At 67.5% G+C, this 14,264-nt stretch carries 13 protein-coding genes; 5 read left to right on the top strand and 8 right to left on the bottom strand.

The annotated features are described in order from the left end of the window. Positions 1-30: 30 nt before the first annotated feature. The 3 genes from A5758_RS07710 to A5758_RS07700 all read right to left on the bottom strand — a co-directional run bounded on the left by A5758_RS07710 (position 31) and on the right by A5758_RS07700 (position 4,263). Entirely contained in the window at positions 31-2,961 is a 2,931-nt protein-coding gene (locus A5758_RS07710) for an RND family transporter (protein WP_067202013.1), read from the bottom strand. Continuing rightward, positions 2,958-3,506, bottom strand: coding sequence for an MmpS family transport accessory protein (locus tag A5758_RS07705; protein WP_067738578.1), 549 nt, complete (start codon positions 3,504-3,506; stop codon positions 2,958-2,960). Before A5758_RS07705 ends, A5758_RS07710 begins: the two co-directional genes overlap by 4 nt. A gap of 70 nt (positions 3,507-3,576) precedes the next feature. Further along, a complete protein-coding gene (locus tag A5758_RS07700; protein ID WP_156622533.1) occupies positions 3,577-4,263 on the bottom strand; it encodes a TetR family transcriptional regulator in 687 nt (228 codons plus the stop codon). An 84-nt stretch (positions 4,264-4,347) separates the two neighbouring features. On the opposite strand from A5758_RS07700, the gene A5758_RS07695 reads away from it, so the two are divergent. Next, the gene (locus A5758_RS07695) at positions 4,348-6,015 is read left to right on the top strand and encodes a cytochrome c biogenesis protein DipZ (RefSeq protein WP_067738576.1); all 1,668 of its coding nucleotides are present in this window, start codon (positions 4,348-4,350) and stop codon (positions 6,013-6,015) included. Here A5758_RS07695 and A5758_RS07690 read toward each other — a convergent pair. Both A5758_RS07690 and A5758_RS07685 read right to left on the bottom strand, forming a co-directional pair. After that, positions 6,012-6,881: a hypothetical protein gene (locus tag A5758_RS07690; protein ID WP_067738572.1), complete on the bottom strand. Its 870-nt coding sequence runs from the start codon at positions 6,879-6,881 to the stop codon at positions 6,012-6,014. The genes A5758_RS07695 and A5758_RS07690 overlap by 4 nt on opposite strands. 20 nt (positions 6,882-6,901) lie before the next feature. Next, the gene (locus A5758_RS07685; RefSeq protein WP_067738570.1) at positions 6,902-7,426 is read right to left on the bottom strand and encodes a mycothiol transferase; all 525 of its coding nucleotides are present in this window, start codon (positions 7,424-7,426) and stop codon (positions 6,902-6,904) included. Positions 7,427-7,480: 54 nt separating this feature from the next. On the opposite strand from A5758_RS07685, the gene A5758_RS07680 reads away from it, so the two are divergent. The 4 genes from A5758_RS07680 to A5758_RS07665 are packed head-to-tail and all read left to right on the top strand — an operon-like array spanning position 7,481 to position 10,873. Continuing rightward, positions 7,481-9,211 carry an amidohydrolase family protein gene (locus A5758_RS07680; protein ID WP_067738568.1) on the top strand — a complete coding sequence of 577 codons (1,731 nt, stop codon included), beginning with the start codon at positions 7,481-7,483 and terminating at the stop codon, positions 9,209-9,211. A 38-nt stretch (positions 9,212-9,249) separates the two neighbouring features. Continuing rightward, the gene (locus A5758_RS07675) at positions 9,250-9,855 is read left to right on the top strand and encodes a PPE family protein (RefSeq protein ID WP_082939214.1); all 606 of its coding nucleotides are present in this window, start codon (positions 9,250-9,252) and stop codon (positions 9,853-9,855) included. A 31-nt stretch (positions 9,856-9,886) separates the two neighbouring features. Continuing rightward, the gene (locus tag A5758_RS07670) at positions 9,887-10,285 is read left to right on the top strand and encodes a hypothetical protein (RefSeq protein ID WP_067738565.1); all 399 of its coding nucleotides are present in this window, start codon (positions 9,887-9,889) and stop codon (positions 10,283-10,285) included. Between the two features lie 18 nt (positions 10,286-10,303). After that, a complete protein-coding gene (locus A5758_RS07665; protein ID WP_067202036.1) occupies positions 10,304-10,873 on the top strand; it encodes a carboxymuconolactone decarboxylase family protein in 570 nt (189 codons plus the stop codon). Here the strand turns inward: A5758_RS07665 and A5758_RS07660 are convergent. The 3 genes from A5758_RS07660 to A5758_RS07650 all read right to left on the bottom strand — a co-directional run bounded on the left by A5758_RS07660 (position 10,862) and on the right by A5758_RS07650 (position 14,254). Next, positions 10,862-11,698 (bottom strand): SDR family oxidoreductase, encoded by an 837-nt coding sequence (locus A5758_RS07660; RefSeq protein WP_067738561.1) that lies wholly within the window; start codon positions 11,696-11,698, stop codon positions 10,862-10,864. The genes A5758_RS07665 and A5758_RS07660 overlap by 12 nt on opposite strands. 159 nt (positions 11,699-11,857) lie before the next feature. Beyond that, positions 11,858-13,483 carry a chaperonin GroEL gene (gene groL, locus A5758_RS07655; protein ID WP_067202041.1) on the bottom strand — a complete coding sequence of 542 codons (1,626 nt, stop codon included), beginning with the start codon at positions 13,481-13,483 and terminating at the stop codon, positions 11,858-11,860. A gap of 204 nt (positions 13,484-13,687) precedes the next feature. Beyond that, on the bottom strand, positions 13,688-14,254 hold the full coding sequence (locus tag A5758_RS07650; protein WP_067738558.1) for a TetR/AcrR family transcriptional regulator: 567 nt from the start codon (positions 14,252-14,254) through the stop codon (positions 13,688-13,690). Positions 14,255-14,264: the final 10 nt, after the last annotated feature.

Here is a 14,264-nt window from a genome sequence, read left to right as displayed (position 1 = left end):
CGCGGATTTCTTTGTGTGACGCTCGTAGGATCAGCGCGGCTGTACCAATCCGCCCGGGGGGTGCTCCTCGACGTTCTTCAGGAGCAAATCGCGCACAGCGGGACGCGGGCCGTACGGTCGCAGCATGGTGCTGGCCGGCCGTGGACGCACGTGCTGCGGCCACCAGAACCAGCGACCGAGCAGGGTGGCCAGCGACGGCGTCATGAACGACCGCACGATCAAAGTGTCAAACAACAAACCCAGCGCGATCGTCGTACCCACCTGGGCCATCACCACCAGCGGGCTGAACATGAACGTGGCCATGGTCGCGGCGAACACCAGACCGGCGGAGGTCACCACCGAGCCCGAACCGGCCATCGCGCGGATCGTTCCCGTTTTGAGCCCGGCGTGGATTTCCTCCTTGAACCGCGATATCAACAGCAGGTTGTAGTCCGAGCCGACCGCCAGCAACAGGATGATCGCCATCGCCAGCACCATCCAGTGCAACTTCATGCCCAGGATGTACTGCCATAGGAGCACCGAGAGTCCGAATGAGGCGCCTAGTGACAGCAACACCGTACCGACGATCACAACGGCCGCCACGGCGCTTCGGGTGATCACCAGCATGATGATGAAAATTAGTGTGGCTGCGGCAATTCCGGCGATCATCAGGTCGATGTTAGAGCCGTCGTGCATGTCCTTGTACGTCGCGGCGGTACCGCCGAGGTAGACCTTGGCGCCCTCCCAGGGCGTGCCCTTGATCGCCTCGTGCACGGCCTGCTTGATCGGTTCGATGTGGCTGATGCCTTCAGGAGTCGCCGGGTCGCCTTCATGGGAGATGATCAACCGGACGGCGTGCCCATCCGGCGAGATGAACTGTTTGAGACCCCGCGCGAAATCCGGGCTCTTGAACGCCTCCGGCGGAAGGTAGAACGTGTCGTCATTTTTTGCTTTATCGAAGGCATCGCCTTGGGCGGTGGCGTTGTCGGACTGCGCTTTCGCCTGTTCGTTAAGGCCCATCGTGGTCGCGTAGTTCGACATGATGGTGTCGAGGTTGCGCTGCTGACTCTCGATCTGCGGCGGTATCAGCGCCACCAGCTTCGGCTGGATCTGATCCAACTTGTCCAGATTCGCGCTGAGGTTCACGATGTTCTGGGCCACTTGGTCGATGCCGTCGAGCGCGTTGAAGATCGACCGGAGCGCCCAGCAGGCGGGGATGTCGAAGCAGTGCCTCTCCCAGTAGAAGAAGCTGCGGATCGGCCGGAAGAAGTCGTCGAAGGTGGCGATGTCGTCGCGCAACGATTCGGTGATCTGCACGGTCTCCTTGGTGAGCCTGGTGGTTTCGTGCGTCGTGTTGCTGAGGTCCTGGGTCACCTGCATCTGCTCATGTAGCGTTGCCATCGTCTTGCGCAGCTCGTCCGCCTGCTTGAGCAGGTTTGCCGCCTGTTCGTCTTGATAGTGCTGGGTCTGGATCCGCCCTGCGGCTTGTGCACTCATCTGAAAACCGAGCGTGCTGTGGTCGAGCGGGGTGCCCAATGGTCGGGTGATGGTCTGCACCCGGCCGATACCGGGGATGTGGAACACCGCCTTGGCGACCTTGTCCAGGATCAGGAAATCGGCCGGGTTGCGCAGGTCGTGGTCGGTCTCGATCATCAACAGCTCAGGATTGAGCCGAGCCTGGTCGAAGTGTCGGTCCGCGGCGGCATAACCGACATTGGCCGGGGTGTCTGCCGGCAGGAAGTGGCGGTTGTCGTAGTCCGTCTTGTAACCGGGCAGGGCGAGCAGACCAACCAACGCGACCCCGATGGTCACCGCGAGAACCGGTGCGGGCCAGCGGACGACCGCGGTGCCGATGCGACGCCAGCCCCGGGTCTGCAGCTTTCGCTTCGGGTCGAGCAGCTTGAAGAACGATGCCACCGTCAGGACCGCCGGTGCCAGCGTCAAAGCCGCCAACACCGCGACCAGCATGCCGACCGCACAAGGCACCCCCAGCGACTCGAAGTACGGCAGCCGGCAGAAGCTCAGGCAGTACATCGCGCCGGCGATGGTCAGGCCCGATCCCAGCACGACATGCGCGGTGCTGTGGAACATGGTGTAGAACGCTTCTTCGCGGGTCTCGCCGAGACCGCGCGCCTCGTGGTAGCGGCCGACCACAAAGATCGCGTAGTCCGTCCCGGCGGCAATCGCCATAAGCACCAGCATGTTGTTGGCGAACGTGGAAAGCCCCATGACGCCGTAGTTACCGAGCGTCGCGACGACGCCTCGAGCCGCGGCCAACTCGATGAACACCATCGCCAGCATGATCAGCATGGTGGTGACCGAGCGGTAGACGAACAGCAGCATCACCACGATCACCAAAAAAGTGACAAGAGTGACGACCATGACGCCCTTCTCGCCCGCGTGGGACTGGTCGGCGAACAGCGGACCCGCGCCGGTGACGTATGCCTTGATTCCCGGCGGCGCGGGCACCGAATCCACGATCTTGCGAACGGCCAGGGCAGACTCGTTCGCCAGTCCGCCGCCCATGTTGCCGGCGAGGTAGACCTGGACGTACGCGGCCTTTTGATCGTGGCTCTGGGAACCCGCCGCCGTCAGCGGATCACTCCAGAAATCCTGGACGTGCTGAACGTGTTTCTTGTCTTGCTCGACGCGCCTGACGATCTCGTCGTAGTAGCGGTGCGCTTCGGCCCCGAGTGGCTTGTCGCCCTCGAGCAAGATCATGGCCGAGTTGTCGGAGTTGAACTCTTTGAACGTCGATCCGACCTTCATCATCGACTGAAAGGACGCCGCGTCAGTCGGACTCATCGACACCGAGTGGGTTTTGGCGACGACCTCGAGCTGTGGCGAGATGGTGTTGGTGAGGAACACGATGCCCAACCACACCAGGACGATCGGGAGGGCAAGCCGATGGATCATCCGCGGCAGGAACGGCGGGATCAGCGGCTGATCGACGCGCGGCGGAGCCTCGCCTGGCTCGCTCATGCGGACTTGTCCAGGCAGTAGACGAAGGGGTTCACGGTTTCGTTGGAATCTGAGCGATTCGGAGCCTTGATGACGTCACCGTGCCCGTCGTGGTTGTTCACGACGAATCGGCAGGCGATCCAACTACCGTCTCCTTGCGCCACCAGGTTTGCCGGGATGCCGGGCTTCGTTGAACTCAATACCATGCTCCAGGGCAAGGGCACGTTCAGTGCCTGCTGCGGATGGGAGTTTTCGTCAAGGTAGTTGATGGTTGCCGTGCTGCCCGGTGAGCCCCAGACCTCGAGCGTGATCGTCTTGGCGTTGAACTGGTCGAGGACCTCGCCCGAGGTGCCACCACCGAACGAACCGCGGTGAACGCCGAAGACGCCATGCAATCGGTATACGACGAATCCCGACACCGCGACGACAGCTGCGATCGTGAGCACCAGCCAGAAACGCCCAAAAAGCCCCTTTTTCTTGGCGCGCCGCGGAGCGACATCTTTGCCCTCCCCGCCGGCGGAGCCCTGCTTCTGCAGCGGCTCGGTCCTTGGCTCAGTCGTCGTCATGGGCACTCCAAAGTCCTTCCCGTCTTCACCGGTTCGAGTTCGCCAAGCCATAGCTCCCCCGCCTCCTTGTTCATGGCTTCTCCGCGATGAGACCGACGCACGTCGCAGTCAGCAGGCGGGTCAGGGCGGAAGTGAAGTCCAGATTCCACTCCGGGGGAAGCACTTCGGGCTCCTCGGCGTAGACGTCGGTGAGGCGCTCGGGCGGGTTGGCGACCTGCCACAGCGTGGCCGCCAGCGAGTACGCCGCCAGCAAAATGTCGAGCGCCCCCGAGCGGCCCAGTTCCGGCAGGGCGCTCTCGATGGAATCGGCGAGCGACAGCGTGGCGGCGGTGCTGATCCGCTTGACCTCGACCACCCGCTCCGCGTCCACCTCGTGTTCGAGGTGCAGGTGCAGGTTGGCCAGCAGGTCGCAGAAAAGCGGGTCGTCGGCCAGAGCGTTGGCCAGCGTCTCGGCGATTCGCGACGGTGATTTCGGCCCTGGTTCGGCCAACTTCTCCGACACGGTGTTCGACCAGCGCACCCACCCTTCGGCGGAGAGGTGCAGGAGAACTTCCTTGTGCGAGCTGAAGTAGCGGCGGACGGCGGAGTAGTGAATGCCGGCCCGGCTGGCGACGGCGGTCAGCGTGACCGACGCGACGCCGGTCTCGAGCGCCAGTGAACGCGCGGCTTCCACGAGTGCCTCCGCACGTTGGCGCTTTTTCTCCTCGGTGCGGGCGCGCTGGAAGGTGAGTTGCGCCACCGCCAGAGCGTAACGCACGTCGTGTGATTTGTATAACGCACGGCGTGTGATTTGTACCAGGCCACATTGAACCGTCCCGGGCCGGTAAAGGTGTTAGTAGCTATGCACACCATCGCGCTCATCGGATTCCTCGGCGGCCTCATCACCGGCATCTCGCCGTGCATCCTGCCGGTGCTTCCCGTGGTCTTCTTCTCCGGCGTGGACGGCACCCGGGCGCGCGCCGCCGCCGCCCGGCCGTACCTGGTGATCGCGGGTCTGGTCTGCAGCTTCGGCGTGGTGACCCTGGCCGGCTCGGCCATCCTGTCCGCGCTACACCTGCCGCAGGACGCGATCCGCTGGGCCGCGCTGGTGGTGCTGACACTCATCGGCCTCGGCCTGATCTTCCCCCCGCTGCAGCACCTGATCGAGCGGCCGTTCGCCCGCCTACCCCAGCGTCAAATAGGAACGGGCAGAAGTGGATTCGGGTTGGGCTTGACGCTGGGTGCGCTGTACGTGCCGTGCGCCGGACCGGTGCTGGCCGCGATCGTGGTCGCGGGCGGCACCGCCTCGATCGGCCTGCCCATCCTGATTCTCACCGCCACGTTCGCGATCGGCACCGCCCTGCCGCTGCTGGCGTTCGCGCTGGCCGGTCGGGGTGCCGCCGAGCGCATCGGCGCATTCCGACGCCGACAGCGCATGGTCCAGGTCGCCGGCGGCATCACGATGATCGTGCTGGCCGTGGCGCTGGTGTTCAACCTGCCGGCGATGTTGCAACGCGCCGTGCCGGACTACACGGCGTCGATGCAGAAAGCGTTCGGAGCCAACAAGATCCGCCAGCAGCTCGGCGCCCCGTCCGGTGGCGCGCTGGGCGACTGCACCGAAGGCGCCGACCGGCTCGAGCAGTGTGGGGCCGCGCCCGCGGTCGGCGGCATCACGGGGTGGCTCAACACCCCGGGCGGCGCTCCGGTCGACCTGGCCTCGCTGCGGGGCAAGGTGGTGCTGATCGACTTCTGGGCCTACTCGTGCATCAACTGCCAACGCGCCATCGCGCACGTAACCGATTGGTACAACCGGTATCACGACGCCGGGTTCGTCGTCGTCGGAGTGCACACCCCCGAGTACGCCTTCGAACGGGTCCCCGCCAATGTGTCCAGCGGCGCCGCCGCGCTACACATCACCTACCCCGTCGCCCTGGACAACGACTACACCACGTGGAACAACTTCCAAAACCTTTACTGGCCGGCGGAATACCTGATCGATGCCAACGGAACGGTCCGGCACACGAAGTTCGGTGAGGGCGATTACGACGGCACCGAGGAGCTGATCCGCGAACTGCTCGTCGATGCCCATCCCGATGCCCGTTTGCCCGCGCCGACGCATTCGGCGGACACCACGCCGCGCACCAGGCTCACCGCCGAGACCTACCTCGGGGTCGAGAGGGCCCTGAACTACGGCGGTGGAGGCGATTACAAGTCGGGCTCGTTCAGCTATCCGCCGCAGTTGGCCGCCGACCGGTTCGCGCTGACCGGCCGATGGAAGCTCGACGATCAGGGCGCCACCGCCGACAGCGATGACGCCGCCATCCGGCTGAACTACACCGCCAAGGACGTCTACGTCGTCGTCGGCGGGACGGGCACCCTCACCGTGACCCGGGACGGCAACACGACGACGACGGCGATCGGCGGGCCACCCATGCTGCACCCCATCGTGGCGGATGAGGCGGCGCGCAGCGACCAGCTCGACATGCGGGTCAGCCGTGGGCTGCAAGTGTTTTCGTTCACCTTCGGCTAGCCGGCCGGCTTCTTGCGCAGGCTGCCCAACATCGCGACGAGCACACCGCCAATCACCAGCGCGACGCCCACGAGCAGCGTGAGGTTGAGCCATTCGTGCAGGCCCGTCTCGGCGTGGCCGACCATCACCTCGGCGATGCGGCGGATCTCGTCGGTGGTGCGGTTGAGCGCATCGCCGACATGGCGGCCGGCGACCTCGATGCCCGCCCAGCCGGCGGCGCCGACCAGCAGCGCGGAGACCCCGAGGCTGGTGAGCGCCTTCCCGCGGCGGCGCGCGGTGGCCAGCATCAGGACGGCGCAGACGAAGCTGAGGGCGACCGCGCCGACGCTCACCCACGGACCCCACGTGGCGAGCGGGCTCAGCCGCCCCGGCCGCAGCGACCCGTGGGCCGAAGGCGCCGACGCCGTCAACGGAACCGTCAGCGTCGCAGGCACTTTCACGTTGTGGCGGCTCAGGATCCGCTGCATCGAGGCGTCCTTGAGCATCGGCGCCACGTCGATCGCCCACGACTCGCCGGCGCCGTCGGCGGTGAACAACCAGCGGTGCGCCGCCCGGTTCGCCTGGGCGAACAGGGCCGGAAACGCGGGCCCGGCCGTGAACGCGACGGCGGCCAGGTGCACCTCGGCGCCCTCGACCGGCTGGCGTCCGCCGTTGTGCTCCGCGATGAGCGCCATCGCGCGGTTGGCCAGTTCGTCCGCGGCGGCGGACTGCAGGGCGGGGTCGCCGGCGGCCCGCTGGGCCAGCGCGACATACCCGCCTTCGCTGACCACGTTCAGCTGCAGCCACGCCGCCGGGATCGCCACGGCCAGCGCGACGGTGGTGGCCAGCCACAGCACCGCCCGGAAGACCGCGGCCACGAATCGCACGCCGGAAAACCCGACGACGCCTACGGAGCGATTCCGCGAACGTAGGCGGCCTGCCCGAGGTGCTGAGCGCAGTCGTCGATGATGCTCACCAACCGCGCGCTGGCCGTCACCGGCGGGTCCCAGTTGGTGTCGACCACCCGCTCCAGCTCGGCGGCGGTCACGCCGGCGACGTACTCGAGGGTCAGCTTGTGCACGGCGTGGTAGTAACCGGCCAGCAGATCCGCCGGGGCCTTGACCTTCGCGACCTGCTCGGGCTTGTGCCCGTAGCCGGTGTCGTTGCGCGGCAGGTCCAGGCCGAACCGGTCCACCCAGCCGTCGCGCAGCCACACCTGCTCGACGCCGGCGACGTCGGCCAGCTGGATGTCCTGCACGCGCGCGCTGTGCCAGATCAGCCAGGCGATGCTGTTGGCGTCCGGGGTCACCCGGTACTCGGCGACCGCGTCGGTCAATCCGTCGGCGATCTCGTCGACGTGTTCGATCAACCGGGTGAAGGCGTCGCGAAGCAGTTCCTGGACGGCGGCGTCGGGGCTGGAGGTGTGGGCCATACCAGCGACACTAGATCCTGGCACGACCCACCGGCACGGTCGTAGATTGTTTGGATGACGTATGACCTGATCATCCGCAACGGCACCATCATCGACGGGTTGGGCGGTGAGCCGTATGTCGGCGACGTCGCGGTGAAAGATGGCGTCATCGCGGCCGTCGGTCACGTGAACGGCGAAGGGGCCGAGCGGAAAATCGACGCCGCCGGGCTGCTGGTCACCCCGGGCTTCGTCGACCTGCACACCCACTACGACGGCCAGGCGATCTGGTCGGAACGCCTGACGCCGTCGTCGGCGCACGGGGTGACCACGGTGGTCATGGGCAACTGCGGGGTCGGCTTCGCCCCGTGTCGCCAGGAAGACCACGACGTGCTCGTCGACGTGATGGCCGGCGTCGAGGACATTCCGGGCGTCGTCATGACCGACGGCCTGCCCTGGACGTGGGAGACGTTCCCCGAATACCTGGACGCCTTAGAGTCGCGACAACGCGACATCGATGTCGCCGCGTATCTGCCGCACTCCCCGTTGCGCGTCTACGTGATGGGCCAGCGCGGCGCCGACCGCGAGCCGGCCACCGCCGAAGACCTCGCCAAGATGCGGGCGCTCGCCAAGGAGGCGGTCGAGGTCGGCGCGCTGGGCTTCGCGTCGTCCCGGCTGACGATCCACAAGACCGAGAGCGGTTCGCCCATCCCGAGCTACGACGCCGCCCGGGAGGAGATCGAAGAGATCGCCCGCGGTGTCGTCGACGGCGGCGGCGGCCTGCTGCAGTTCGTGCCGGACATCCCGGCCGGCGGTTACGAGCCCGTGCTGCAGACGGTGTTCGACGTGGCCGAGGACGTCGGCCTCCCGCTCACGTTCACCCTCGTCGTCGCCAACGCGGGCGACCCAACATGGCCGGACGCCATCACCATGATCGAGAAGGCCAACGCCGCGGGCGGTGACATCACCGCGCAGCTGCTCCCGCGCCCGATCGGGCTGATCATCGGGCTGCAGCTGACTGCCAACCCGTTCGTGCTCTACCCCAGCTATCGGGAGATCGCTCACCTGCCGCTGGCCGAGCGGGTCGCCGAGATGCGCACGCCGGAGGTGCGGGCCCGCATCCTGTCCGACAAGCCCGGCGTCGGTCACCCGATCCTGTACGTGGCGCAGATGTGGGACTGGATCTTCCCGCTGGGCGACAACCCGGACTACGAGCCGGACCCGTCGACCAGCATCGGGGCCCGGGCCCGGGCCAAGGGCGTGGACCCGATGGAGGAGGCCTACGACCGGCTGCTCGACGACGACGGCCGGGCCATGCTATTGGTGGCCACCAGCAACCTGCAGGGCAACTCGCTGGACACCGTCGGGGAGCTGCTGCACCGCGACGACGTGGTGCTGGGGCTCGGCGACGGCGGTGCGCACTACGGGATGATCTGCGACGCCAGCTACTCGACGTACTTCCTGGCGCACTGGGCCCGCGACCGCAAGACCGGGCGGTTCACGGTCCCGGAGGCCGTCCGCGAGCTCACCTCGGTGCCGGCCCGCATCGCCGGGCTCGCCGACCGGGGCCGCGTCGCGGTCGGCTACAAGGCCGACCTCAACGTCATCGATCACGCGGCGTTGCGGCTGCACAAGCCGGTGATCAGTTACGACCTGCCGGCCGGGGGGAGGCGGCTGGACCAGACCGCCGCCGGGTACGTCGCCACGGTCGTGGCCGGCCAAGTGATCGCGGAGAACGGTGTGCCCACCGAAGCCCGCCCAGGCAAGTTGGTCCGCGGCCGGCAACCTCGCCCGCTACCCGCGCAATAACGCCACCAAAACCGCCAAATCCCGGGTAAGTTGAGCCGGTGACGAGCCCGCATTTTGCGTGGTTGCCGCCAGAAGTCAACTCGGCACGAATCTTCGCGGGTCCCGGAGCCGGGCCGTTGCTTGCTGCCGCGGAAGCTTGGGATGGCCTGGCCGAGGACCTGTCATCGTCAGCATCGTCATTTTCTTCGGTCACGTCAAATTTGGCCAACGGGTCCTGGCAGGGCCCGTCGTCGGCGGCGATGATGGCCCTCGCCACGCACTACGTGAGCTGGCTCAGCGCGGCCGCGGCCCAGGCCGAGGCGGTGTCCAGCCAGGCGTCGGCCGTCGCGCACGCGTTCGAGGGGGCGCTGGCCGCCACGGTCCAGCCCGCGGTGGTCGCGGCCAACCGTGCTCTGGCGCACGCGTTGTCGGCCAACAATCATCTGGGCCAGAACACCCCCGCGATCGCCGACATCGAGGCCGCTTACGACCAGATGTGGGCGTCGGACGTGGAAGCGATGTACGGCTACCACGCCGACGCGTCGGCGGCGGTGGAGAAACTGGCGCCCTGGCAGCAGGTCCTGCAGAACCTCGGCTTCCACTTCAGCAGCAGCGGACAGCTCACGTTTGGCCTGCCCGCGGCGCGGGTTCCGCGCACGCTCTGACGGCCCCTGCCCGCGCCTATCCTGGAGCGTCATGCGCACGAAGAAGAAGGTGGACATCGAGCGGCTCGCCGCCGCCCTCGCCGACTACCCGTACGCGTACCTGGTGACCGTCGACGACGACTACCGCGTGCACACCGTGACGGTCGAGCCGCGGCTGCGCGAGGCGATCGTCGACGTCGGCCTCATCGGCGGCCGCACCCGGCAGAATCTCGCGCATCGGCGCGAGGTCACCCTGCTGTGGCCCCCGACCGAGCCCGGCGGCTATTCGCTGATCGTCGACGGCACGGCCGAGGTGACGGATGCGGGGGACGCGGTACGGCTGGGCGTCGTGCCCACCCGCGCGCTGTTGCACCGCGAGGCCGACCCCGACTCCCCCGGTGCGGCCAAGGGCTGCCTGCACGACTGCGTGGTGTTCTCGCTGCCGGCCTAGCGCCGTACAGTCTGATCCGTGAGCCGCGTCGCACCGCTCGCCCCGCCGTGGAGCGAGGAAGATGCCACTGGGATCAACAGCTGGGGTCATCCGGACCGCACCTATGAGCCGCTGCTTCTGGTGCGCTGCCTGCAGCGCCACCCGGCGCTGGCCACCCGGCTGCGCAAGCTCGGCGAATCACTCTATGTCGCAGCGCTTTTGCCGGCTCGTACCCGGACGATCGCGATCCTGCGCACCTGCGCGCTGGTCGGCTGCGCTTACGAGTGGGGCGGGCAGGCGGCGTTCTGGGGTCCGATCGCGGGGGTCAGCGACGACGAGTGCGACGCGCTGGTGACCGGCGGCAAGGATGCCGCTGCCGACCCGCGGTGGAGCGCGGCCGAACGGACGCTGATCGGGGCGGTGGACGAACTTGAGCGCACCGGTTCGTGGTCGGAGCCGACTTGGATTGCATTGGGGCGCTTCCTTACCGACGAGCAGCGGATCGAATTGCTCACGGCCGTCGGCTGGTATCGCACGATCTGCACGCTGTGCAATGCACTGGCCCTGCCGGCGGAGGGCTGGATGCGACGCTGGCCGTCAGCCGGCTGACCGGTCGCGGCTCGGGTCCGTTTTGAGGCCCGGGTGCTGGCTCTTCAACAGCGGCAGCAGCACCCGTCGCGGCATGAACTGGAACAGCCGGGTGCTGAGCTGGCTTGGCAGCCCGGCGATCACGGTGCCGCGGTCGTGCTCGAGCGCGTCGACGCCAACGCGCGCCACGTCACGCGACGGCATCCACATGAACTTCGGGAACGCGTCGGCGAATTTGCGCTCGTCCATGCCGGCATTCTTCAGGAACTCGGTGCGCACCGGCCCCGGGCAAAGCAGCGCGACGGTGACACCGGTGCCGGCGAGTTCGCCGCGCACCGCCTCGGTGTAGGTCCTCACGAACGCCTTGGTGGCGGCGTAGCCCGCCTGCCCCGGGAACGGGTGGTAGCCCGCGGTGGATCCGACGTTGAGGATCGCGCCACGTCCGCGCGGCACCATCTGCTGGACCGCGCGGGTGGTCAGGTCGATGACGGCCTCGACGTTGACCCGCACCTGGGCGATCTCGTCGTCGACACGCGTCTTCGTCACCGATCCGATGGTGCCGATGCCGGCGTTGTTGACGAGGATGTCGGTGGCCAGCCCGCGGCGGTCCACCTCGTCGAGGAGGCCGGCGCGGGCCGTCGCGTCCGCGACGTCGCAGGCGATCACCTCGACACGCACGCTTCGCGCCAGTTCTTCGGCCAGCTCGCGCAGCCGGTCTTCGCGGCGGGCGACGAGCGTGACGCCGTGGCCCCGGTCGGCCAGCTCCCGCGCGATGTCGGCGCCGATGCCCGACGATGCGCCGGTCACGACGGCGGTGCTGGTGGGTGAGGGAGTCGGAAGGGTCACGCGGTTAAACGTACAAGGCGGCCAAGCACGCCGAACGTGCAACCAGGGCGGAAAAATCGCCGAAATCCCGCCCTGAGCTCACGCTCGGCGGACACGAAAAAGCCCGGCCCCCAGAGGGACCGGGCTTTTTCAGTGCTTGGGACTTTTCCGCTCTTGGACTTAGAAGTCCATGCCGCCCATGCCACCGGTCGGGTCGCCCGCCGGAGCGGCCGCCTTCTCCGGCTTGTCGGCGACGACGGCCTCGGTCGTCAGGAACAGCCCGGCAATGGACGCCGCGTTCTGCAGCGCCGAGCGGGTGACCTTGACCGGGTCGGCAACGCCGGCCTTGAGCAGGTCCTCGTACTCATTGGTGGCGGCGTTCAAGCCCGTGCCGGCCTTCGAGTTGCGGACCTTCTCGGCCACCACGCCGGGCTCCAGCCCGGAGTTGAAGGCGATCTGCTTGAGCGGAGCCTCGAGCGCCACCTTGACGATATTGGCGCCGGTCGCCTCGTCGCCGGACAGCTTCAGCTCGTCCAGGGACGGAGCCGCCTGCAGCAGGGCCACGCCACCACCGGCGACGATGCCTTCCTCGACGGCCGCCTTGGCGTTGCGGACCGCGTCCTCGATGCGGTGCTTGCGCTCCTTGAGCTCCACCTCGGTGGCCGCCCCGGCCTTGATCACCGCAACACCGCCGGCCAGCTTGGCCAGGCGCTCCTGCAGCTTCTCGCGGTCGTAGTCGGAGTCGCTGTTCTCGATCTCGGCGCGGATCTGGGAAACCCGTCCGGCGATGGCGTCGGGTTCACCGGCGCCCTCGACGATGGTGGTCTCGTCCTTGGTGACGACCACCTTGCGGGCCTTACCGAGCAGCGCGACGTCGGCGGTCTCCAGGGAGAGGCCGACCTCTTCGCTGACGACCTGACCACCGGTGAGGATGGCCATGTCCTGCAACATCGCCTTACGCCGGTCACCGAAGCCGGGGGCCTTGACGGCCACCGACTTGAAGGTGCCGCGGATCTTGTTGACGACCAGGGTGCTCAAAGCCTCGCCCTCGACGTCCTCGGCGATGATCAGCAGCGGCTTGCCGGCCTGGATGACCTTCTCCAGCAGCGGGAGCAGGTCCTTGACCGTCGACACCTTGGAGCTGACCAGCAGGATGTAGGGGTCCTCGAGGACCGCTTCCTGACGCTCGGCGTCGGTGACGAAGTAGCCCGAGATGTAACCCTTGTCGAACCGCATACCCTCGGTGAGCTCGAGCTGCAGGCCGAAGGTGTTGGACTCCTCGACGGTGATGACGCCCTCGTTGCCGACCTTGTCCATCGCCTCGGCGATCAGGTCGCCGATCGACTGGTCGCCGGCCGAGATGGCCGCGGTCGCAGCGATCTGCTCCTTGGTCTCGACGTCCTTGGCGGACTTGAGCAGCGTCTCGGTGACCTTCTCGACGGCCTTCTCGATGCCGCGCTTGAGAGCCAATGGGTTGGCACCGGCAGCGACGTTGCGCAGACCTTCTTTGACCAGCGCCTGGGCCAGCACCGTGGCCGTCGTCGTGCCGTCACCGGCGACGTCGTCGGTCTTCTTGGCGACTTCCTTGACCAGCTCGGCGCCGATCTTCTCGTACGGGTCCTCCAGCTCGATCTCCTTGGCGATGGAAACACCATCGTTGGTGATCGTGGGGGCGCCCCACTTCTTCTCCAGGACGACGTTGCGGCCCTTGGGGCCCAGCGTCACCTTTACCGCGTCGGCGAGGGCATTCAAGCCCCGCTCGAGGCCGCGACGGGCCTCTTCGTCGTACGCAATTATCTTGGACATTGCGAAGTGATTCCTCCGGATCGGGAATGACACCGGATGACCGCGTGTGGCCACCCCATTTATTTACGCTGGCCGGGTGCAGTGCCCGCGACGGACGACCCCAGGTGTCTGCTGGTCTCACCGTCCCGACCTAGCACTCGCCAGTCGCGAGTGCCAACGTCATTCTTAGCACTCGCCTATGCCGAGTGCAAGAACGGTTAGGCCTTATCGCTGCGCGCGTAAACCGTCGATGACGACGTCGGTCGCCCGCTCGGCCAGCGCCGCGTCGTAGGCCTGCACCGCCTGGCAGCCGACCAGGATTGCCTTGAGGTCCCGCATATCGATGTCGCGGCGCGCGGTCCCCGCGTTCTGCGCGGCGCGCAGCAACTCGCCGAGCATGGCCTTGAAGGCGTCTTCGGCCTCGGGCGCGGCGCAGGCGATGTCGATCCCGTAGCCGGCCAGGGCGTCAACGAGGCCCCGGTCGGCGGCGCCCCACTGCAGCACCATGGAGCGCAGAAACGCGAAGAGCGCCTCACCGGGCCCCTCGGTTTGCAGCAGGGCGTGCCCGTCGTCCACGAGGCGCTGCATGCGGTTTTGGATGACCGCCGTCAACAGCGCTTCCTTGGTCGGGAAGTGCCGGTATACCGTGCCGGCGCCGACGCCGGCGCGGCGGGCGACCTCGTCGATCGGCACGGACAGGCCCTCGGCCGCAAAGGTGTCGTAGGCGACGTCCAGCACGCGCGCGCGATTGCGCGCCGCGTCGGCGCGCAACGGGCGTGCGGGCTGCGCCATCTATTCACCC

It is taken from the genome of Mycobacterium sp. 852014-50255_SCH5639931, from assembly GCF_001665605.1.
Lineage (GTDB): Bacteria > Actinomycetota > Actinomycetes > Mycobacteriales > Mycobacteriaceae > Mycobacterium > Mycobacterium paraffinicum.
Note: the sequence above shows the minus strand (reverse complement) of the source record. Positions and strands in the feature narration are given on the sequence as shown.